General features: G+C 57.9%; 15 protein-coding genes. 9 read left to right on the top strand and 6 right to left on the bottom strand.

Features of this window, described 5'->3' with window-relative positions:
• Positions 1–59 precede the first annotated feature (59 nt).
• From BM069_RS05175 to BM069_RS05165, 3 genes are all read left to right on the top strand, one after another.
• Entirely contained in the window at positions 60–488 is a 429-nt protein-coding gene (locus BM069_RS05175) for a hypothetical protein (protein WP_139216139.1), read from the top strand.
• 116 nt (positions 489–604) lie between these two features.
• Positions 605–1,024: a hypothetical protein gene (locus BM069_RS05170; protein ID WP_139216138.1), complete on the top strand. Its 420-nt coding sequence runs from the start codon at positions 605–607 to the stop codon at positions 1,022–1,024.
• A gap of 107 nt (positions 1,025–1,131) precedes the next feature.
• Positions 1,132–1,731: a superoxide dismutase gene (locus tag BM069_RS05165; protein WP_093321057.1), complete on the top strand. Its 600-nt coding sequence runs from the start codon at positions 1,132–1,134 to the stop codon at positions 1,729–1,731.
• A 161-nt stretch (positions 1,732–1,892) separates the two neighbouring features.
• Here BM069_RS05165 and BM069_RS05160 read toward each other — a convergent pair whose 3' ends face one another.
• Positions 1,893–3,056, bottom strand: a complete 1,164-nt coding sequence (locus tag BM069_RS05160) for an adenylate/guanylate cyclase domain-containing protein (protein WP_093321054.1) — start codon at positions 3,054–3,056, stop codon at positions 1,893–1,895.
• A gap of 233 nt (positions 3,057–3,289) precedes the next feature.
• Positions 3,290–3,841, bottom strand: a complete 552-nt coding sequence (locus tag BM069_RS05155; RefSeq protein WP_093321051.1) for an LOG family protein — start codon at positions 3,839–3,841, stop codon at positions 3,290–3,292.
• 99 nt (positions 3,842–3,940) lie between these two features.
• Between BM069_RS05155 and BM069_RS05150 the strand changes: the two genes are divergently transcribed.
• Entirely contained in the window at positions 3,941–5,509 is a 1,569-nt protein-coding gene (locus tag BM069_RS05150; protein WP_244503533.1) for a LysM peptidoglycan-binding domain-containing protein, read from the top strand.
• An 80-nt stretch (positions 5,510–5,589) separates the two neighbouring features.
• Positions 5,590–7,416 (top strand): ABCB family ABC transporter ATP-binding protein/permease, encoded by a 1,827-nt coding sequence (locus BM069_RS05145; protein ID WP_093321048.1) that lies wholly within the window; start codon positions 5,590–5,592, stop codon positions 7,414–7,416.
• 76 nt (positions 7,417–7,492) lie between these two features.
• On the opposite strand, the gene BM069_RS05140 is transcribed toward BM069_RS05145, so the two are convergent.
• Positions 7,493–11,413, bottom strand: a complete 3,921-nt coding sequence (locus BM069_RS05140) for an efflux RND transporter permease subunit (protein WP_093321046.1) — start codon at positions 11,411–11,413, stop codon at positions 7,493–7,495.
• The gene (locus BM069_RS05135; RefSeq protein ID WP_093321043.1) at positions 11,413–12,654 is read right to left on the bottom strand and encodes an efflux RND transporter periplasmic adaptor subunit; all 1,242 of its coding nucleotides are present in this window, start codon (positions 12,652–12,654) and stop codon (positions 11,413–11,415) included. Before BM069_RS05135 ends, BM069_RS05140 begins: the two co-directional genes overlap by 1 nt.
• A 224-nt stretch (positions 12,655–12,878) precedes the next feature.
• Between BM069_RS05135 and BM069_RS05130 the strand changes: the two genes are divergently transcribed.
• The 4 genes from BM069_RS05130 to BM069_RS05115 all read left to right on the top strand — a co-directional run bounded on the left by BM069_RS05130 (position 12,879) and on the right by BM069_RS05115 (position 17,558).
• The gene (locus BM069_RS05130) at positions 12,879–13,556 is read left to right on the top strand and encodes a hypothetical protein (RefSeq protein ID WP_093321382.1); all 678 of its coding nucleotides are present in this window, start codon (positions 12,879–12,881) and stop codon (positions 13,554–13,556) included.
• Positions 13,557–13,582: 26 nt separating this feature from the next.
• Positions 13,583–14,881 carry a PQQ-binding-like beta-propeller repeat protein gene (locus BM069_RS05125; protein WP_244503532.1) on the top strand — a complete coding sequence of 433 codons (1,299 nt, stop codon included), beginning with the start codon at positions 13,583–13,585 and terminating at the stop codon, positions 14,879–14,881.
• Between the two features lie 48 nt (positions 14,882–14,929).
• Positions 14,930–16,408, top strand: coding sequence for a ribosome biogenesis GTPase Der (gene der / locus BM069_RS05120; protein ID WP_093321038.1), 1,479 nt, complete (start codon positions 14,930–14,932; stop codon positions 16,406–16,408).
• Positions 16,409–16,577: 169 nt separating this feature from the next.
• Positions 16,578–17,558 carry a fatty acid desaturase gene (locus BM069_RS05115; protein ID WP_093321035.1) on the top strand — a complete coding sequence of 327 codons (981 nt, stop codon included), beginning with the start codon at positions 16,578–16,580 and terminating at the stop codon, positions 17,556–17,558.
• Positions 17,559–17,616: 58 nt separating this feature from the next.
• Here BM069_RS05115 and BM069_RS05110 read toward each other — a convergent pair whose 3' ends face one another.
• Complete coding sequence (locus BM069_RS05110) at positions 17,617–18,735, bottom strand: aminotransferase (protein ID WP_093321032.1); 1,119 nt, start codon at positions 18,733–18,735, stop codon at positions 17,617–17,619.
• A 181-nt stretch (positions 18,736–18,916) separates the two neighbouring features.
• Positions 18,917–20,209 carry a serine--tRNA ligase gene (gene serS / locus BM069_RS05105; protein WP_093321031.1) on the bottom strand — a complete coding sequence of 431 codons (1,293 nt, stop codon included), beginning with the start codon at positions 20,207–20,209 and terminating at the stop codon, positions 18,917–18,919.
• Between the last annotated feature and the right edge of the window lie 180 nt (positions 20,210–20,389).

The raw sequence follows: 20,389 nt of genomic DNA, 5'->3' as shown, positions 1-20,389 counted from the left end.
GTTCTGCGAAGCGCCTGCGCGATGATAGTACTGATCTCAAAAAATCGGAAAATACCAAAATGACATCGTCAAAATTTTTGGCTTTGAGCACGCTGTTTCTTGCGGCGTTAGGCCAATCCGTTGCTGCAGGCGCTGTGGAATATCATTGCGACTACAAACTGCACGGGCGCGGCGGGTTCCTGTCTGAGAAAGCCATTTTTGTGGTCGACGCTGACAAAAGGACGGCCAAGGCGCTGGATCGCGTGATTTCCAGTTTCTACAAAAAGCCGATTGAGGTGAAATATTCACGGCCGTCGCAAAAACGCATGCAATTGGATTGGACTGTCAGCGACTTTCCCGTGACAAGCAGTTCCAATCAACGGCTTGAGATTGCGGTGAAATATAAAGTCACCATCAATGTGACTGACAACTCCTCAAAGGTGCGGGCCCGTTTTGACCGTGACGCACGCAACAACCTTAGTGCGTCGGGGCGCTGTACGATCAAATAGCCAAAACAAGGTGTGAAGGTCTTTCGCGGTGTTGCTGGTGGCGTCCTGCCTTGATTTTTTCATCCGCACCTGCCCTGATGGCGTAGATTGTTTGACGTTACACAGGGCCTTTGCCGATGAGAGTTATTTTCGCAGCTGCTGTGTCTTTGGCATTGTCCGCTCCGCTGGCAGGGGCGCAAACCTTTGATTGCAGTTTTCCGCGCCAAGGCGCGAACGAATGGATCCGCAGCCGCATCGTTGTGAAGGTGACAGGGGGCGACGTGACCGTGTTTGACAGCCTGATCAATCAGGAACACGGCGGACCGATTCCGGCGACAGTTCAAACCAACAGCGACAAACGCCTGACCTTGCGCTGGAAGTTGAAGGGGGTGAAAACCACCTTGGGTTATGGACCGTCGCTGAACTATTCGCTGAGCTATTTCAAAGACCGTGACAAGGCGACCGCCAATGTGAACGCGCCTGGTGTTGAAATGCTGAATGCAGTAGGCCAATCGCCGGAGTATTTCAGTGCGCAGGGAACCTGCAAGAAACGCTGAAACGGCGCAGGATCATAGCTTTCATAGACGCTTTAGACTTGACCTTACCCGCAATTCCCCCACATCTGGGGCCAGAGAAAATTCGCGCAACAGAAGAGGATGCTGCAATGGCTTTTGAACTTCCTGATCTCCCCTATGCCCATGACGCTCTGGCCGACAAAGGCATGTCCGCCGAGACGCTGGAATTCCACCACGACCTGCACCACAACGCCTATGTGACCAACGGCAACGCCGCCATCGCCGGCACAGAGTGGGACGGCAAGTCTTTGGAAGAAATCATCGTCGGCACCTATGACGCCAACGCGGTTGCACAGAACGGCATCTTCAACAACATCTCCCAGCTGTGGAACCACAACCAGTTCTGGGAAATGATGGGCCCCGGCGCAAACGCCATGCCGTCCGAGCTGGAAAAAGCTTTGGTTGAATCTTTTGGCTCGGTTGACGAGTTCAAATCCCAATTCTCCGCCGCAGGCGCAGGTCAGTTCGGCTCAGGCTGGTGCTGGTTGGTGAAAAACGCTGATGGCTCGCTGGCAGTGACCAAGACCGAAAACGGCGTGAACCCGCTCTGCTTCAACCAAACCGCCCTGCTGGGCTGTGACGTGTGGGAACACTCCTACTACATCGATTTCCGCAACAAGCGTCCTGTTTACCTGTCCAACTTCCTAGACAACCTGGTGAACTGGGAAAACGTCGCATCGCGCATGTGATCAGCTGACGCATCAAGGAAAAGCCCGCCGACAGAGATGTCTGGCGGGCTTTTTCGTGGCCACGTCCGACTTGAGCCTGGACTATCGATTGTTGCGCCTCGCGTGACTGACCGCCTGCCGCTCTCATCGCCATTGACTGAATTTATTTCTGTATCATGGGCTTAGTCGAGAAAGGCAAAAAGATCGATTGGGTTGGCGAGCCCGCGCACCTCATGCGCCCCGCATGTCGCAAACATTTCGGGGGAGACCTCGGCAACGGCAAGGGTTGCGAGCACGCGGTGCCCGAGGGATTTGGTCAAACCTTCAATTCTGCTGGCAACGTTGACCGCACCGCCAAGCACAGTGAAGTCCAGCCTGCCTGGACTGCCGATGTTGCCGTAACTCACCTTTCCCACATTGATGCCGATGCCAAGATCCAGGGGCTTCTTGTTCTTGTCTGCGCGCTCTTCATTGAGCGCAGACAATCCGACAAGCACTTGCCTTGCTGCGCTCGCCGCATTTTGGCACTGGCGTGGCCGATCGGCTGTATTCCGAATTGGGAAGATAGACAGAATGCCATCCCCCATGAACTTTAACACGTCACCGCCATTCTCCTCGACCGATTGCACCACGACGTCGAAATAGCCATCCAGAGCATCAAAGACGTCGCTTTCGTCGGAGTTGTCGGACAGTGCCGTGAAACCACGCAGATCAGAGAACATGACAACCGCATCTAGTGTCGTGCGTTCTCCGCGTTGAATCGTGCCATTCCAAACAGCTTCGCTGGGACCGTCCCCAAGATAGGTGCGCAGAAGGCTTTTTGACGATTTGCGCATCGTCATCGGCTCCATCGCCGAGGAAAGTCCGGATTTGGCGGCTTCGATCATTGCCAAATGGCTGGATGAAAAACCTTGCATTGATTGGGTCGCAAATGTGCAACCGTGTTGGGACCCGTCACCATAATCCAGAAGGGTGGCGTAATAATCGGTGCCTCCGGCAGCAGCAAATTCAAGATAGGAGGAGTGATCCTTTTGTGGATCAAGACCGCGCAGATTTTTGTGGAGCGGGCGCTGGTTTTCTAAAATGTATTCAAACGCGCTGCCGACATAACCGTCTGTGAGCATGCGCGCATGTGTGACGTCGTAGCTTTCCGTGCCTTCGGGGGTCCAGACCACTCCCCAAGCAATCAGCAGCGGATTTGCGAAGCGCTGGCCGATGTTCACGCGCCAAAGCGGGACGCCCGCGTCGATCAATGTAGTGCAAAAATGCGAAACCACTTTGACAGGGTCATTTGAACAACGACCCTCGCTCATCATCCAGTGATTAAGCTCATCAATGGCATCCATCAAACCAGACTAGCCACCTATTTGGAAAGTACAAACCCCAAAAGGAACCGCACGCCAGTTGATGAACTGCGTCTGCTTGGTAAGTGGTCTAATAATCTAGCTTTTCTACCAGGGGTCTTGGGCAAGACGCGGCAAAGCCCAGTTTTGCAGACTTTGGTGTTTCTCGCGGCTGATGACCGGTCCCGCTCGCCAACACGGCTTGCGGGCGTACCGTTTTCTTTGGGGGAGGGTGATCAGCCAAACGCCTGAGAGAGGCGCATCTCTGCTTCGGTCACGCTGTCGACCACTTGGATGAAGGCCTTGATGCTCTCCTCGGCAAACCCTTGAGCGATCACATGATCCAAAAGCCCCACGAGCGGATCCCAGAAACCGTTGATATTGAGCAGCAAAATGGGTTTTTCATGCAGGCCCAACTGACGCCATGTCAGCACCTCAAAAAACTCGTCAAGCGAACCTGCGCCACCGGGTAGAACCACAATGGCGTCGCAGTTCATGAACATGACCTTTTTGCGCTCGTGCATGTTTTCGGTGACGATAAAGTTGGTCAGATCGCGTTTGCCCACCTCCCACTCAAGCAAATGGGTCGGGATGACGCCGAAGGTTTCGGCACCCGCGGCCTGTGCTGCGTTGGCAACCGCGCCCATCAGGCCGACATCACCCGCGCCATAGACAAGGCGCCATTCATGGCTTGCAAGGCGCGATCCGAGGGCTTGGGCGGCCTCCAGATAGGCGGGATCGGACCCGACACGTGATCCACAAAAGACACAGACAGACCGCTTGCTCATGATTTTCCCCAATATCTTCAAGACCCTTTTGACCACCCATAGCGCTGTTGTTAATGTCGCTCAACCAAGATGAACGCCGATTTCGGGGGATGCAGGCGGATGAGCAAATTCACAACATTTGTAAGCAGCAATGCTGCTTTGGTGGTGGGCGCTGTCGTTGCGACGGGTGTTGCGGTTGTGGCGCTGGTGGCGTCCGGCGTTCTGGGACCATCCAAGACGGGGCCTGAACCGGTAACAACGGTGCAGGAAAGTGTCGAGGAGACCGCGCCGGAAACCCAAGTGGCTGTCCCGACTGAGAACAGCCCAGAGGCGGTAGATGATACGGCCGCTCAGACAGTCACGGAGGCCGAAGTTGCCCCGGAGGAAGACGCGCCGGAGGCAGAGGTCGCTGTCTCTGAGCCTGAACAAGATGCTCAGGAAGTGGCAGAGGCACCAGAGCCCGCGGCGGATGCGACAGAAACCGTTGCCCAGACCGAAACGTCCTCGGAAATGGGAAAGCCCGCCGCGGTTTTGCCAGCGTTTGATCTGGTTCGCATAGAGCCGGATGGCTCCGGTCAGATAGCGGGAACCGCTGCGCCAAACGGGGTGATTTCCGTACTTTTGGATGGTGTCGAAATCGCCAGCGCTCAGGCAGACACGTCGGGAAAATTCTTTGCTTTCATTAATTTGGATCCAAGCCCGCAGCCGCGTGAGTTGATGTTGGTTGAGCGCCAGCCGGAGGGTGATCTGCTTTCGGACGGAGCATTCCTTGTTGCCCCCATTGCTGCGCCTGTCGTGGTCGCCGAAGCCGAAACGCCTGAGGCTGAGGACACATCCGCAGCGCAGGCAGAGGTCGCGGATGTGGTTCAAGAAACAGCCGAAGCTGTTGCAGACACCGCTTCCGAGACACAAGAAACCCAGCCTGAGCCAAAGGCCCCTGCGGTTCTGGTGTCGGACTCTGATGGGGTGCGGGTTGTGCAACCCGCGGCATCTTCGTCAGAACCGGAGGTGGTTTCGGCCGTGTCGATTGACGCGATCAGCTACTCGGACACTGGCGATGTTGTTGTGTCGGGTCGTGGGCTGGAGAATGCCCTTGTGCAACTCTATCTCGACAATGCACTGGCGCAAAGTGGCGCTGTCGACGCTGCGGGCACATGGTCGCTGGAATTGAGCGACGTGGCGCCGGGCCTTTATACCATGCGCGTTGATGAGATGGACGCGGCGGGCAAAGTCTTGAGCCGCGTGGAAACACCGTTCAAACGGGAAGCGCCCGAAGTTGTTGCAGAGGCGCAGGCAGTGACACCGTCGCCAACAGAGCCGCAAAGCGAGGACGTGGCAACCGCATCAGAGAACACCCTCGTGGCCGAGGCACCCGATGAGGCCGATGCGCCTGAAGAGGGGGGCAGCACCGAAACCTCTGAGACCGTCGCGCCAAGTGATGAGGTCGAAACCGTTACGGCAAGCGCACCGGAGGTGGCCGCCGAGGCAGAACCCGCAGCGACCGAGCCAAGCCCGCAAAAGCCGGCAGTCCAGATTGTGACGGTGCAGCCGGGCTCTACCTTGTGGGCCATCGCGCGTGATCGATATGGCGAGGGCACATTGTATGTTCAGCTATTTGAAGCCAACAAAGACAAGATCCGTGACCCTGATCTGATCTATCCCGGACAGGTGTTCACCGTTCCAGAGTGATCTGTGCACCTTCGCGGGTGGTAATCATGTGAGCCGGGCGATAGTTTCGCCCGGCTCACCCATTTTGTAAGGCAGGCACCATGGCCACGTGGCACACCGCATCCGAAGAAGAACTCGCACGAAATGAACAGCGCTCCGGTTGGCGCACGATCCGCAGGGTCGCGCCATATCTATGGCCCGCCGACAAACCCTGGGTGAAAAACCGTGTGGTGCTGGCGATGCTGGCGTTGCTGGCGTCCAAGCTGATCGCAGTCTACACCCCCATGCTTTACAAGGGGGCCGTGGATGCCCTTGCAGAGGATGCCGTGTCGCCTTTGATGTTGGGAGCCGTGGGCTTGACGGTGGCGTATGGTTTTGCGCGTTTGATGGCGAACGGGTTTCAGCAACTGCGGGATGCGATATTTGCCAAAGTGGCCCAGCGGGCGCTGCGCCAACTTGCGCTTGAGACCTTTGAGCATATTCACCGTCTTTCGATGCGATATCACATCACCCGCAAAACCGGTGGGCTGAGCCGGATCATCGAACGCGGCGTCAAAGGCGTCGAGTTTTTGCTGCGGTTCATGCTGTTTTCTATTGGCCCGCTCATTCTGGAACTCCTGTTGATCGGCGTGATCCTCGCGGTGGTTTTTGACATTTGGTATCTGGTCGTCGTGGCTGTCACGATCGCCACCTATGTTGCCTTTACCTTCAAGGTCACTGAGTGGCGTGTGAAGCTGCGCCGCGAGATGAACGATCAGGACACGGACGCCAATCAGAAGGCCATCGACAGCCTTCTGAACTTTGAAACTGTCAAATATTTCGGAGCGGAACGGCGTGAGGCCGCGCGTTACGACAGTGCCATGGAAGGCTATGAGGCGGCTGCGCTCAAGACGTCGTATTCGCTGGCGTTCTTGAACTTTGGCCAATCTTTTCTGATCACCTCAGGTCTGGTTGCCGTGATGGTGATGGCCGCAAACGGCGTTGAGAACGGGACTTTGACCGTGGGCGATTTTGTCATGGTCAACGCCTATATGATCCAGATCACCATGCCGTTGAACTTCCTTGGCACGGTCTATCGCGAAATCCGTCAGAGCCTTGTGGACATGGGCGAAATGTTTGACCTTCTGGAGCAGCCCAGCGAGGTTTCCGACAAGGACGGCGCGCAGCCCATCGTCGTGGATAAGGGCAAGATCGAGCTGGACAATGTGGCGTTTGGATATGAGCCGGATCGCCCCATCCTGCAAGGTGTCAGCCTGACGGTGGAGGGCGGGCAAACCGTTGCCATCGTGGGCGCGTCAGGGTCTGGCAAATCCACCATAGGGCGGCTGTTGTTCCGGTTTTATGATGTTCAAGGCGGGGCGTTGCGAATTGACGGGCAAGATGTGCGGGACGTGACGCAAGAAAGCCTTCACGACGTGATCGGGGTTGTGCCGCAGGACACTGTGCTGTTCAACGACACCATCCGCTACAACATCGCTTATGGCCGCGACGGCGCGACAGAAGAAGACATCATTGCAGCGGCGCAGGCGGCGCAAATCCACGACTTTATCGCGTCGCTGCCTGACGGGTATGAAACGGCAGTCGGCGAGCGGGGTCTGAAGCTGTCTGGCGGGGAAAAACAACGTGTCGGCATTGCCCGCACATTGCTTAAAAACCCGCCGCTGTTGTTGTTGGACGAGGCCACCTCGGCACTGGACACAGAGACCGAGCAAGGCATCAAGGAAGCTCTGGCGCGGGCAGGGCAGGGGCGCACGGTGATCACCATCGCCCACCGCCTTAGCACCATTGCCGAAAGTGATCGCATTGTGGTGCTGGAGAAGGGCGAGGTGGTTGAAGAAGGCACCCATAGTGCGCTTCTGGAACTTCAGGGTCGCTATGCCCAGCTTTGGCAGAGACAGGCCAGCGAAGACGAGATGCCTGCGGGTTGACGGAAAAAGGGCAAATCTTCCGAGAAGATTTGCCCTTTCGAGACTCCTTCGCGAAGAAGAAGCCTTTCCTTTTTGTTTACTCGGCGGCCTGAAGCCCGTCGGGGTCTTTGCCTTTCTTGCCTTCGCTCTCACGGGGCGCTTCGACCTCGGGAGCCAGCTCCACCGCCTCGGGCTGCGCCGCTTCGGCTTTGGCGATGTCCTCAGCGCTGGGTTCCGGAGCCTCAGAAACCTCCGGCATTTCTTTGGCTACAGGCTCCTCATCCCAGTACAGCACCGGCGCTTTTACTTTCTGCGCCGCATGACGCAGGGCCCAATCCTGACCAGCGCGGCTGGCGCGGCCCATGGACAGACGACCCAGAAGCATCGAGAACCAATGTACATAGGTGCCAAACCAGACACGCACCGCCAACAAGGAGGGCGTGACAACCAAGGTCAGCACAGTGGCAATACCGAGGCCAAAGACCACAGCGGTTGCCAGCTGTTTCCACCAAAGCGATGTCGGGCTGTCAAAGGAATAGCCACCGTTGATGAAATCAAGGCTGAGGCCATACATCATCGGCGCGAGGCCGGCCATTGTGGTGATCGTGGTTAGCAGAACCGGACGAATCCGGCTTTGGGCTGTGCGCACAATGGCCTCAATGCGGGGCATGTACTGGCTGTATTCCTGATAGGTGTCGATCAGAACAATGTTGTTGTTCACCACAATTCCCGCCAGAGCCACGATGCCTGTGCCGGTCATGATGATCGAAAACGCCTGATCCATCACCAGCATCCCGATCAACACACCCGTGGTGGACAACACCACAGCCAGCAGAACCAGAACCGAATTATACAGGCTGTTGAACTGAGCCAGCAGGATGATGAACATCAGGAACAGCGCGCCGGCAAAGGCCGAACTCAGGAAGGCCTGGCTTTCGGCCTCGTCTTCCTGATCACCGGTCCATTCCCATTTCACGCTGGGGGGCAGATCGGCATTTTCGACCCAATCTGTCAGCACCGCGATGCGCTCGTTCGGGGTCAGAACCGCCGCCTCAAACCCGCGATCCTGATAAGAGGCGCGGATGTCGGCATTGTTGGTCCATTGATCTGCGTCGATCACCTCGCGTGCGCCGGTCTCGGGGTTGTGCAGCGACATCAGGCCGGAGGCCACGCCGGCCTTAACGTCAAAGTAACGCTGTTGATCGATGCGGTTGATCTCCGCCAGTTTGGCAACCGGCTTGCGGGTGATGAAGTTTGACAGGGGCACCAAACCTTCCGTTGTGCGCACCTTCAGAGTGTCGAGCGTGCTTAGAACACGATCCTGCTCGGGCAGGCGCACACGGATGTCGATTTCCTCATCGGAACTGTCTACGCGCATCGTGTCCAACAGGATGCCGCGCGTCACAAGTTGCACCATCCCACCCACGGTCGCGACATTCGCGCCGTAGCGACCGGCTTTGGCCACGTCGACCTCGATTTCCCAGTCGATGCCGGGCAGGGGGCGCGTGTCTTCGATGTTTTCCAGCCCCGCGGTTTTGTCAAAGGCAGCACGCGCCATAGCCGTAGCTGCGACCAAATCGTCCCAGTTTTCGCCCTTAAAGCGCAGATGCACCGGTTTCGCCGACGCTGGCCCTCGGCCAAGTTCGAGGATTTCGATCTGGACACCGGGGATAAGTTTCAACTCGGCTTCGATGTCGTTGATCACCTTAAAGCCTGACCATTCAGGGTCTTTGACTTCACGGGGGACGTCGATGCCAATAAGGGGCACGGTAAACCACGTTTCCGTGGTGGTAGGCCGGTCCTCCCATGGGATGGTTTCAAGCTGGATTTGCCCGACCATATCCTTTGGCGCCTGTGCGCCGCCGGTGTTGCTGTCCAGACCGCCTTCGCCTGCAAAGGCAAAGGCTGTGTCGATCCCGGGATGCTTGAGAACCACCGCCTCGGCCTGCGCCAAAAGCGCGTCTTTCTGGCCCAGAGACAGGTTGCCCCGCGCCTTGACGTAGACAATGGCTTGCTCAGGTTCGCTTTCGACAAAGAACTCAACGCCACGGTTGTTCTGACCAAAATAGATGAACACCGTGCCAACAACGATCACCACTGCGCCGATCGTGGCCAGTGGCATCACGGGGTTTCCGACGATGCCATGTATGAAGGATCCAAACAGCGAGCGGCGATACCCCGATTTGATCGCTCCTTCACGTCGTGGGAATACTTTGCGAACTGCCCAAGCTGCCAGAAGTTTTATGCGAGTGAAAATCGCAGCCACTGCCAAAACGAGGGCCACGCCCGCGGAAACAGCAAGTGCGGCGGCCACCACGCCACCGAGCGCGAGAACAAAGAAGGCCGCAAATGTGGGCACAACGGACCCGATGATCTGTTCCGAATCCATCGTGTCAAAAGTGGCAAAAGCCGAGCCAAAGAATGCACTGGCACCGGCAGCGCCTGCGCCCGCAGCACCGGCAAACAGCGGAAGCATCAGCAGGTGAAGCCACCATTTGCTTTTGGCGATCCGGTCAAACTGCGCACCAAACCAGCGCGTAGTGCGCCCTGTGATGCCGCCCATCACGGGCAGGTAGATCAAGGCGACGACCAAAGACGCGGACAGAACGAAAATCAGCGTCACCGGCAACATGCCCATGAACTGACCCGGCACACCGGGCCAGAACAGCATTGGCAAAAACGCACAGAGCGTGGTCGCGGTGGAGCTGACAATCGGCCAGAACATGCGCTTGGCCGCTTCGACATAGGCATGCATCGGGCCGACGCCCTCTTTGATGCGCTTGTCCGCGTATTCCACAACAACAATGGCCCCGTCCACCAACATGCCCACTGCCAGAATCAGGCCGAACATCACGATGTTGGAGATTGTGATCTCCATGGCTGCCAACAGGGCAAAGCAGAGCAGGAAAGACGTTGGAATGGCAAAGCCGACAAGCAATGCGGCCCGCAGGCCGAGCGCGGCAAGAACCACGATCATCACCAAGGCGATGGCGGTTAGAACCGATCCCTCCAGCTGGCTCACCATGGCGCCGACCTGACGGCTCTGGTCGTTGGACGAGCCGATGTTTACAGCCGCTTGCAGCTCCTCTGGCCATTTGGCTTGCGCTTCGGCCACGGCCACCTTGATTTCTTCGGCGGTGTCGATCAGGTTAAAGCCTTTGCGCTTAACCACTTGCAACGCGACGGTGTCCTCACCGTTGAAGCGGGCTGTGCCTTGCCGATCCTGAAAGGTCAGGTTGATTTCCGCCAGATCGCCAAGCGTGACAACGCGGTCGCCGTTGGTTTTGACCGGCAGGTCATAGATGTCGCGCGGCTCGCTGAAGGACGATGGGATTTTCACCGCAAACGTGCCCTGCGCGCTATCGATTTCTCCGGCTGCGATCAACTGGTTGTTTTGCACAACCACATCGATCAGTTCCTGAGCGGAAACGTTGTAGCTTTCCAGCCGCAGCGGGTCGATCACCACCTCGACCATTTCGTCGCGCTGCCCCGCAATACCGGCCTCAAGCACCGCATCCATGGTTTCAAGGTCACGTTGCAAGTCTTTGGCAATGCGGAACATTGTACGTTCCGGCACGCGTCCTGTGAGGTTTACGATGATGATCGGAAATTCGGAGAAGTTGATCTCGTTGATCGTGTATTTCTCAAACCCGTCAGGAAAGCTGCCCTCGGCGGTGTTCATCGCCTCGCGCACATCCGCCATAACGCGGGATTTGTCCCAACCGAATTCGAATTCAAGAAACACACCGGCATAGCCCTCGGAAGCCGTGGCGCTCATTTTGTCGAGACCGTCGATGTCTGCCAGCTCGGTTTCCATCGGGCGCACCAGCATCTGTTCGCTGTCGGCCGCAGAGATGCCGGGGAAGGGGACGGAAACAAACAGTCCGGGAATTTGAATGTCGGGTTCACCCTCTTTGGGCAGGCCCCAATAGGCAAATCCCCCCACCGCAAGCGACAGGAAGATAAATGCTAGAACCATTCGGGCGCGGTCTGCGGCCCAATCGACCATACCAATCATCAGGCAGGCTCCTCATAGACGGGGATCACTGCGACACCATCCTCGACGTATTCCTGTCCGATGATGATGATGTTGGCTTCGTCGGGCGGGCCCTCGATCCAGATGCCGTCCACGGTGTCGCGCAACAGTTCAACGCCGACAAAATTCACCAGATCGCCGTCGCCGACAAGGCGCACACCCAGCGTGCCGTCGTCGCTCAGCGTCAGGGCAGATTGCGGGATCAGATGCGCTTCGGCACCGTCGGAGGCAATGGCGATTTCGGCTGTCTGACCATCGCGAATCTTGAGGTCGTCGTTGGGCACGGCCACTTCGACGCGGAACGTGCGGGTCAACGGATCAGCCGAGCGCGAAACAAATGTGACCTGTCCGGTGACTTCCTCACCGGTTGTCAGGCGGGCGCCGGCCAAAGCGCCAATACTGACGCGGTTGATTTCGGCCTCCGGCACAAATCCGACAATACGGATCGGGTTCAGCTGGATCACCGTGCCACAAAGGCTGCCTTGCTGCACAAGGCTGCCAAGTTCGGCGGTGTCACTTTCCAGTATGCCATTGAATGGCGCGGTCAGGACCAAGCGGTCGATGTCACGTTGGGCAGCGGCCACAAGCGCCTCGGCGGATTCGATGCCGGCCTGTGTGCTTTCCAGTCCGGAGCGGGCGGATTGCACGGCCGCTTCCGCTGCGCGCACCGTTGCTGCGGCCGAGGCTACGCGGGTTTCGGAAGCATAGCCGCTTTCGGACAGCTTGCGGGCCGCGTTGTCATTGATTTCCGCCTCTTGCAGTCGGGCTTCGGCTTCAGCGACGGACGCTTGCGTTGAGGGAACGCGGGCGCGGGCCTCGGCCAGACGGGCGCGGGCTTCTGCGAGTACGGCATCACGAGTGCCGGCCTCTAGGCGGCAGAGTTCATCGCCGCGTTTTACCTTGGCGCCGCGGCGCAGTGGGTCGCTGACAACCAGGCCACCGGTTTCGGCTCGCACTTGAACCTCGCGGTTGGCCTCGGTTTGGCCACGCAAAATGACGGCGCTGTCTATCGTGCGCGCTGTGGAGCGAACAGCAATCACCCGCACCTTGGAAGTGGCGTCCTCCGCAGGCTCCGCGACAGTCTCTTCAGGCGTTTGCGCGGCAGTGGCTTCGGGGACCGTGTCGCCACCTGCAGCAAAGACCGCCAGTTTGTCCCTTTCGACAACGAGTACATATAAAAAGCCGACGACGAGAACCGCCGTTAGTACCGGAATCAGGCGCATGTGAATTTCCCTCAAGTTCACGCGAATTCATTTTCTGCCATATTGGGTCCAATATCGGCGGAAACAAGCTCATCTACGAATTATCTGAACTCATTGGTTCAGTTTATTTTTAGTTTTGCCTGTCTTCAAGGCAAGTTGTTGCGGATTTGCCGCGCCTCTTGGCAGCCTGAGAACAAACAGATAAGAGGGTGCAAACTCAACGATAAATGCGGCGGGAGAGTGGCGTGAGCGACACGGATAGTTTCATCGAAGAAGTGACCGAAGAGGTCAAGCGCGACAAGCTTTTTGCGATGATCCGCCGCTATGGATGGATCGCGGTTGCGGCGATCCTTCTGATTGTCGGAGGCGCCGCCTACAACGAATACACCAAAGCCCAGAACGTCGCGGCGGCGCAGGCCAGCGGCGATGCGATTCTGTCAGCGCTGCAGGCGGGGGAAGGATCTTCCGATAGCACCTTGGCCGACGTGCAGACACCAGCGCCGCAGGCACAAATTGTTGCCGACATGTTGCTGGGCGCGGAACAGGTTGGATCGGGCGACAGTGCGGCGGCTGCGGCGACTTTTGACGCCATTGCACAGGCAGGCGGCGACACACCGGCAATCTACCGCGATATCGCCGCATTCAAATCGGTGTTGGCCAACAGTGACAATCTGACCGTCGAGGAACGTCGCACAGCCCTGCAATCGCTCGCCAATCCTGGCTCTCCGCTGGCGCTTCTGGCGGAAGAACAGTTGGCATTGACCGATATTGAAATGGGCAATTCCAGCGCGGCGATCGATCGCTTGAATGCAATCATTGAGGACGCATCGGCAACCGCAGGCTTGCGTCGTCGCGCAACTCAGTTGATTGTGGCGTTGGGTGGCACACCCGCAGACGCCAATGGCGTTGTATTCGACCAATAAATTTTTTCTCGGTGGGGGCCTGAGCAGTGAAAAGCAAGACTTGGATCATGGCGGCAGCAGGCGTTGCGCTTTTGGTGTCCTGCGGCAAAAAAGAAGTTATCCTTCCCGGCGAACGCGAAGATCTGCGCACTTTGGCCGAACCCGTTGAAAACACTGCGCCCGCAGTAAGCCTTGCAAGTCAGACCCGCAATTCCAGCTGGACCCACCGGATCGGCACACAGAAATATCGCGTGTCAAACGCGGCGCTTTCGGCCAACCCGACCTTGGTATGGTCTGCCCCAATCGGCAAAGGCGAAAACCGCAAATCGCGCGTCACTGCGGATCCGGTGGTTGCGGAAGGCCGCATTTTCACGATGGATGCAGAAGCGACGCTTTCGGCCACCTCGACCTCTGGTGCGCCGCTTTGGTCACGCGACTTGACGCCGCCGCGCGACAAGGCCGGCAACGCCTCAACCGGCGGACTGGCTTATGGCGAAGGTCTTTTGTTCGCCACCACAGGGTTTGGCTCTATCCGCGCCTTTGATCCCAAGACCGGCGCCGATGTCTGGGAGCAGAAACTGCAGGCAGTCGGAAGCGGCACCCCGACGGTTTACGGCGGTCTGGTGTACCTTGTGTCCGGCGACGCGACCGGCTGGGCGATCGATGCCAAAACCGGCAAGGTGATTTGGCAGGCGCTGAGCTTGCCGGATGTGCAGAACGTGCAAAGCCCTTCGGCACCGGCAGTAGATGACCGTTTGGTGTATTTCCCTTATGGTTCCGGAGAAGTGCAGGCCAACTTCCGCCGCGGCGGCATCAGCCGCTGGACCGCGGGCATTTCTGACACCCGTCCGGGGCGCGCGTCAAACACGGTAGGCGATCTCTCCGGTGATCCGGTATTGGTTGGCTCACGCCTTTATGTGGCGAACCATTCCGGCCGTATGGTCGCGTTGGACACTGAAACCGGCGAACGTATCTGGACCGCCGACGAAGGCGCTTTGAGTCCTGTGTTTCCGGCTGGCAACTCTCTGTTCTTTGTGTCCGACCGCAACCGCCTGATGCGTTTGGATGCGCGCGACGGCACGTTGATCTGGCAACAGGAACTGCCATATTTCACCAAAGACAAGCCGCGGCGTCAGTCCACCTTGCATGTGCACTATGGGCCGATCATCGCCGGCAACCGACTGGTTGTGGCCTCCTCGGATGAATTGCTGCGCCTGTTTGACCCGAAATCGGGTGAAGCCGTTTATACCGCGGAAATTCCCGGTGGCGCGGCGACAAACCCCGTGGTTGCGGACGGTGTGCTTTACATCGTCAGCGGCAAGGGGCAATTGCACGCTTTCCGTTGACGCAATAATGGTATATCGGAGCGACTTCAGACGTTCCGGAGACCTGTTATGAGTTTCACCCTCGCCATCGTGGGCCGCCCCAATGTGGGCAAATCCACGCTGTTCAACCGCCTTGTCGGCAAAAAACTGGCCTTGGTCGATGACCAGCCGGGTGTGACGCGCGACCTGCGCGAAGGTGAGGCCAAGCTGGGCGATTTGCGGTTCACTGCGATCGACACAGCCGGTCTTGAAGATGCCACCGACGACAGTCTGGAAGGCCGCATGCGGCGTTTGACAGAGCGTGCGGTGGATATGGCGGACATCTGTCTTTTCATGATCGACGCGCGGGCAGGGGTGACACCTGTCGACATGGTTTTCGCAGAAATCCTGCGAAAGCGTTCGGCGCATGTAATTTTGGCCGCCAACAAAGGCGAAGGCTCTGCCGCTGATGCTGGTGTGATCGAAGCCTATTCGCTGGGCTTGGGCGAGCCGATTCGCCTTTCGGCTGAGCATGGTGAAGGTCTGAACGATCTCTATTCGCAGCTGATGCCGATCGCGGATGAATTCGACAAAAAGGCTGAAGAGCTTTCGGACACCGTGGAAATCGACGTCGATCTGGACGAGGACGCCGAATATGACGACGAGGGCGCGCTGCCGTCCGAACTGATCACCGAAGCCAAACCACTTCAGATTGCTGTTGTGGGGCGCCCCAACGCGGGCAAATCCACGTTGATCAACAAGATCGTCGGCGAAGATCGTCTGCTGACCGGCCCCGAGGCCGGCATAACCCGCGATGCAATTTCCCTGCGCACCGAATGGGGCGACACGCCCATGCGGATTTTTGACACCGCCGGCATGCGCAAAAAGGCCAAGGTACAGGACAAGCTGGAAAAGCTGTCGGTATCTGACGGTCTGCGCGCGGTGAAGTTCGCCGAAGTTGTTGTGGTCCTCCTGGACGCTGCCATCCCGTTTGAACAGCAAGACCTGCGCATCGCCGACCTTGCCGAACGCGAAGGCCGTGCGGTGGTGGTTGCCGTGAACAAATGGGACATTGAGGACGAGAAGCAGGAAAAACTACGTGCGTTGAAAGAATCTTTCACGCGCCTGCTGCCGCAATTGCGTGGCGCGCCGCTGATCACCGTGTCTGCCAAAACCGGCCGCGGTCTGGATCGTCTGCATGATGCCATTCTGCGCGCCTATGATACGTGGAACCGCCGTGTGTCGACCGCGCACCTCAACCGCTGGCTGGCTGGCATGCTGGAGCAGCACCCGCCGCCCGCGCCGCAAGGCAAGCGCATCAAGCTGCGCTATATGACCCAAGCCAAAACCCGCCCGCCGGGGTTTGTGGTGATGTGTAGCCATCCCGACAAAATGCCCGACAGCTATTCGCGCTATCTGGTGAACGGGCTGCGTGAAGATTTTGACATGCCGGGCACACCGATCCGCCTGACCATGCGCGGGCAGGGCGACAAGAACCCCTATAAAGGCAAGAAGAAATCGACGCCGAGCCGTCTTCGTAAGCATATTCACGGGCGCGACAGCCGCTAAGGCGGCATCGCGTCAGGAAACCCTGATTTGGCAAGCGCAGTTTTCGCGTTATAGTCTGCGTTTAGAGACGCGGGCGTGTGATCTGTTGTACGCCTGATACGTATTTAAGACATAGCTAGCTGCCAATGGCAGCAAAGCTGGAAATTTGTGAACTTAAGTGAGGTATGCCGTGGATATTCGCGAGCGCCTGAAGGACTATACAGTGCAAGACGACCGCCTTGGCGCGGTCAGTTTTTTCGGCACTTTCGCCTTCTATTTTGCCACCCTTTATCTGGCAATTGCCAATCAGGGCACTTGGTGGATCCTGATCCCGATGATGGTGCTCAATGGCCTGTCTGCCGTGCGGCTCTATGTCTTGCAGCATGACACTGGCCACGCGTCGCTTTTTAAGTCGCGCAAACACAATGATTGGGCGGGCGAGGCGCTTTCGGTGGTGACTTTCGCGCCCTATGCCGCGATGCGCCACAATCACAACATGCACCATAGCCATCTGGGCAATCTGGACCATCGCGAGACCGGTGAAATTCACACCATGACCCTGCGCGAATGGAACGAGGCAGGATTTTGGCAGCGCCTGCAATACCGGCTTTATCGCAATCCCTTTGTGCTGATCCCTCTGGGCAGCCTCTTTACCTATTTCATCCGTTATCGATGGCCCAAGAACGCGCACACGATGTGGCGCTCGGTGCTGCTGCACAATCTGGCGATCCTGTGCTACATGGGCGCGCTTTATGCGTTGGCGGGCTGGAACGGCGTGCTGATCTGGTTTCTTGCGAGCGTCTTTGGCGGCATGGTCGGCGTCTTCATGGTCTATCTTCAGCACAATTTCGAAGACACCTACTGGGATCGCCGTCCCGATCTTGACCCCCGCATTGCAGCCCTTCAGGGATCGTCGGCGCTTGACCTTGGCTGGTGGATGGATTTGGCCTCGGCCAACATCGCGTATCACGACATCCACCATTTCAACGCCCGCATTCCGCACTATAACCTGCGCAAATGCCACCAGATGATCCGCAAAGAATTTGACCTACCGACCATCGAATGGCCCGAAGCGATCCGGTCCTTTTCGTTGAAACTCTGGGACGAAGATCAAGAGCGGCTTGTGCCCTTCCCGAAAACCGCGCCTAGCGGGGCTGTGCCTGCACAGTAGCGGCACTGCCTCAAGGCAGCGAGACAGAAAAGGAGCGCGACATCCGCGCTCCCTTTTTTTATTGTTTGGCAAGAAACTCCGACACGCGGGCCAATCCTTCTTTGAGAATTGAGGGCGTATTGGCATAACCGATGCGCACATAGCCTTCCATGTTCAGCGCCTCACCAGGCGTGAACATAACGCCGGTTTCCTTGAGCAAAGCCACACAGAACGCGCGCGATGTCATGGGCAGATCGTATTTCAACAAGGCCGTGGTGCCGGACTTTGGCTTTGTCCAACTGATGCGCGGTTCATGGTCAACCCAGCCCTCAAGCACCGCCAGATTGCCCCGCGTGATAGCTTGGGAGCGAGCCAGAACCTTGTCACGGTTCTCCAGCGCCAGCGCAGCAAAGTGGTCGTCGATCATGCCCACCGAAATGGTGTCATAGTCACGATGAATTGACACGGCCTCGATGATCTCGGTCGGCGCGGCGATCCATCCCAATCGCAGACCGGCCAGCGAGTAAGCTTTGGACATGCCGGCGGTGCTGATGCCCTTTTCGTAGACATCCGCAATGGAAACCGTCATGCCGTCGCCGTGTTGATCTGTGCCGCGATAAACTTCGTCGCACAAAATCCACGCATCCGCATCACGGGCAATCGCTGCGATTTCTTCCAGCATGGCCCGATCCATCAGGGCGCCGGTAGGGTTATTGGGGTTGTTGATGGCAATCAGTTTCGTGCCCTGTGTCACCATGGCCCGTAGGGCGTCCAAATCCGGTAGGAAGCCGTCTTCTTCACGCAATTGCAGCTGTTGCACATCCGCGCCGATACTGGCCGGAATAGAGTAGTGCTGTTGATAGGTTGGCACCACGGCCACCACGCGATCACCGCGGGCCACCAGAGTTTTGTGCACCAACATATTGGCCCCGATGGTGCCGTGGGTGACAATGATATTCTCTTGGCTTTGGGCATCATAAAGAGCCGAAATGGCTGCGCGCAGCCGATCGGATCCTTCGATGGCGCCATAGGTCATTTTCATAGAAAGGAGTTCGGAAAGATCGGTGTCGTTCTTACCTGCCAGTTGCAGCAATTCCCCGATGGTCAGGCTTTCGACGCAGGTTTCCGCAAGGTTCCATTCACATTTGGTTTCCCATTCATTCATCCAGATTTCGACGCCGAAGGGCTCTATGTGCATGGGAGGGTCCTTTGTTTTCGTGCCATGTTTTGCGCAGGCTAGCCTGCCTGCGGGGTAGAGGGAAGAGAGGGGCCAACCCCTTCTGGCCCAAGAGGGCCAATTCACTTCGGGGGATTGTGCGCCAGAACGAAAAACGCGGCGGATATTCCTGCCGCCGCGTTTTTGAAAGGTAACTTTAGGCTCAGACCAGTTTGCCTTCGGCGCTCAGTGTGGTTTTTCCACCCAGATAGGAAGCCAGCACCGCGGGAAGCGTGACAGAACCATCGGCGTTCTGGCCGTTTTCCAGCACCGCAATCAGGCAACGACCCACAGCGAGGCCCGAGCCGTTGAGCGTGTGCACATATTCCGGTTTGCCGCCGTCCGCTGGGCGGAAGCGCGCGTTCATGCGCCGCGCCTGAAAGGCGCCGGTGGTGGAAACGGAGCTGATCTCGCGATAGGCGTTCTGCCCCGGAATCCAGGCCTCGATGTCGTAGGTACGGCGCGCGCCGAACCCCATATCGCCAGTGCAAAGCACGACAGTGCGATAGGGGATGTTCATCCGCTCCAGCAGGTCTTCGGCACAGCGAAGCATGCGCTTTTGTTCGTTGTCGGACTCATTGGGATGCACCACCGAAACCATTTCGACCTTTTCGAACTGGTGCTGGCGCAACATACCGGAGGTGTCCTTGCCCGCGCTGCCCGCCTCGGAGCGGAAGCAGAGCGTGTGCGCAGTCATACGGATCGGCAGGGCGGCCTCTTCCAGAATATCGCCCGCTACAGAATAGGTCAGCGGCACTTCGGATGTGGGCACCAGCCACCAGCCATTGGTGGTCTGATAGCTGTCCTCACCGAATTTCGGCAATTTGTCCGTGCCATACATGGCCTCATCGCGCACCAGAACTGGCGAGTTGACCTCCAGTAGACCGTTGTCGTCCACATGGGTGTCGACCATGAACTGCGCCAAGGCGCGGTGAATGCGGGCCACGGCGCCCTTCAGCATCACGAAACGCGCGCCAGAGATTTTGGCGGCGGTTTCAAAATCCATCGCGGCGGCAACGCCTTTGATCTCGAAATGCTCGACAGGGTCAAAATCCATCTCGCGCGAGGTGCCCCATCTGGAGACCTCCACGTTGTCCTCTTCGCCGCCACCATTGGGCACATCGTCCGCAGGCAGGTTGGCAATCCGCGCCAACGCGTCGGTCAGCTTGGCGTCAAGCTCTTTCGCCTCGTTTTGCATCGCCGCCACTTCGGCTTTCTTCTCGCCGACCAGCGCGCGCAGGCGTTCAAACTCGGCTTCATCGCCTTTGGCTTTGGCGGCACCGACTTCTTTGGCTGCAGTTTTCTGTGCGGCCTGCGCGGCCTCGGCGGCGGCAATCTTGGCGCGGCGCTCTTCATCCAGAGCCAGCAGGGACGACGAGACGGCCTCATCCCCACGGCGGGTCAGGGCGGCGTCGAAAGCGGCCGGGTTCTCGCGGATCGCTTTAATGTCGTGCATGTGTCTTCGTCCTCTAGGCTTGTTTTGAGTCGGTGTTTCGCCCCTGCTTATGACCGATTTCTTGGCCAATCGTAACCATGAGCGATATTTGAAGCATTTAGGGCAGCGTCTGCCGCGCCAAACCGGTTCAGTCAAGAGGTTTGACACCTTGCAAGTGACGCCTTTCCCTCATAGGTTCCC

It is taken from the genome of Shimia haliotis (genome assembly GCF_900114415.1).
In the GTDB taxonomy this organism is placed as follows: Bacteria; Pseudomonadota; Alphaproteobacteria; order Rhodobacterales; family Rhodobacteraceae; genus Shimia; species Shimia haliotis.
The sequence above is the reverse complement of the archived record's forward strand: the minus strand, read 5'-3'. Positions and strand labels throughout refer to the sequence as shown.